General features: G+C 72.9%; 1 protein-coding gene. It reads left to right on the forward strand.

The genetic code is table 11. The annotated features are described in order from the left end of the window. The coding region (locus tag L995_RS18715) for a hsp70 family protein (protein WP_047472972.1) at nt 1-2,315 on the forward strand (2,315 nt) is incomplete at both ends.

Genomic DNA, 2,315 nt, shown 5'->3' on the forward strand with positions numbered 1-2,315 from the left:
TGCCGTCGCGCCTGGTGGCCAGCGCCAAGAGCTGGCTGTCGCACGCGGGCGTGGACCGCACGGCGGCCATCCTGCCCTGGGGCGCGCCCGAAGAGGTGGCCCGGCTGTCTCCGCTGCAGGCCTCAGCCAGCTACCTGGACCATGTCCGGCAGGCCTGGGACCGCACGCACCCCGGCGCGCCGCTGAGGGACCAGCTGGTCGTGCTGACCGTGCCGGCCTCATTCGACGAAGGCGCGCGCGCACTGACGCTGGAGGCCGCGCGGCTGGCCGGCCTGCCTGCGGTGCAATTGCTGGAGGAACCCAAGGCTGCCTTCCACGACTGGCTGGTGCTGCAGGGCGAACGCCTGGCGGCCGAGCTGGCGCACTGCCGCCTGGTGCTGGTGGTGGATGTGGGCGGCGGCACCACCGACCTGACCCTGATCCGCGTGCAGCCCGCTGAAGCTGGAGGCCTGCCCGTGCTGACACGCACGGCCGTGGGCGAGCACCTGATGCTGGGCGGCGACAACATGGACCTGGCGCTGGCCCATCGGCTGGAGCCGCAGTTCGCCCCGCCCGGCGAGCGCCTGCCCGCCGCACGCTTCGCCCAACTGGTGCAGCGCTGCCGCATGGCCAAGGAACAGTTGCTGGCCGACGATGCGCCCGAGTCCGTGGCCGTGACCCTGCTGGGCAGCGGATCGAAGCTGCTGGCGCAGACGCGCACGGCCACGCTGCGCCGCGACGAGGTGCGCGAGGCCGTGGTCGAAGGCTTCATGCCGCTGGCCGGCCTGCAGGATCTGCCCACCCGGCGCCAGGGCGCTTTGCGCGGCCTGGGGCTGCCCTATCCTGCCGATGCGGCGATCACACGGCACCTGGCGCAGTTCCTCGCGCAGCACGCGGCTGGGGAGTTGCCCGATGCGGTCCTGCTCAATGGCGGCGTCTTCCACGCCCATGCGCTGGCCCAGCGGCTGGTGGCGCAACTGCAGGCCTGGCGCGGCCAGCCGCTGCGCCTGCTGCACAACCCGCATCCCGACTGGGCCGTGGCACGTGGCGCGGCGGCGCATGGCCTGGCCATGCATGTCCAGAGCCGTCCGTCTGAGGATCTGCCGGAATCGGAAGATGCCCGGACTGTGCCCGCCCCGGTACCGCGCATCGGCGGTGGCTCGCCGCGCAGCTACTGGCTGGTCCTGCCCGAGAAGGCGGGTGCCGCACCACAGGGCATCTGCCTGCTGCCGCGCGGCACGGAGGAGGGCGTGCGCATCGTGCTCTCCGGCCGGCGCTTTGCGTTGCGCCTGGGCCAGGCCGTGCGCTTTTCGCTGGTGGCCAACAGCCTGGCGGCGGCGCCTGCGCAGGCCGGCCGTATCGCGGCGCTCGACGGCGAGGGCTGGGTCGAGCTGCCCGCCCTGTCCACCGTGCTGCCCGCGCCCGAGGGCCGGGACAAGGCCCAGGTCGAAGTGCAACTGCAGGCCTGCATGACCGAGGTCGGCACGCTGGAGGTGCGCTGCGTGGCCGCCGACGATGCGCAGCGCCAGTGGTTGCTGCCGTTCAGCGTGCGCGGCGCGCTGGCCGCAGATGCGCAGGACACCGGCGATCTTTCTGCCCGGCAGGGCCGGCTGGCGGATGCCGTGGCCCTGATCGAGCGCATCTTCGGCAGCCAGGCCCAGGAGGTGACGGCCAAGGAGGTCCGCCAGCTGCGCCAGTCGCTGGAGCGACGGCTGGGCCCGCGCGAGGACTGGGACCTGCCGCTGCTGCGCGCACTGTTCGACACCTTGCTGACCCGCGCCAGGCGCCGCCGCCGCACGGCCGAGCACGAGCGCGTCTGGCTGAACCTGGCAGGCTGGTGCCTGCGCCCCGGCGTGGGCGCCGAGCTGGACGGCTGGCGCATGCAGCAGGTCTGGCAACTGCATGGCCAGGGCCTGGGCCATGGCGGCGAGGCGGCCAACCGCACCGAATGGTGGGTCTTCTGGCGCCGCGTGGCCGCGGGCCTGGACGAGGCCCGGCAGATGGAGCTGCTGGAAGAGGTTGCCGGCCACATGCAAAAGGCCGTGCAGCAGTCCACGCAGCGCAGCCAGGGCAAGTCCGCCCATGGCAGCTACGACGACATGCTGCGCCTGTTCGCCGCCATGGAAGCTGTGCCCTGGCAGTACCGCCAGGAAATGGGCCAGTGGATGCTGCAGCGGCTGAAGCACCCCGGTGAATCCGTGCAGACCTGGTGGGCCATAGGCCGGCTGGCCGCGCGCATGCCGCTGGCGGCCAACGCCCACCGCGTCATGCCGCCCGAGGCTGCGCAGGAGTTCCTGGACGCCACCCTGGCCCAGGACTGGCGCCGCAATGAAACC

The organism is Delftia sp. ZNC0008, from assembly GCF_000799035.1.
In the GTDB taxonomy this organism is placed as follows: Bacteria; Pseudomonadota; Gammaproteobacteria; order Burkholderiales; family Burkholderiaceae_C; genus Comamonas; species Comamonas tsuruhatensis.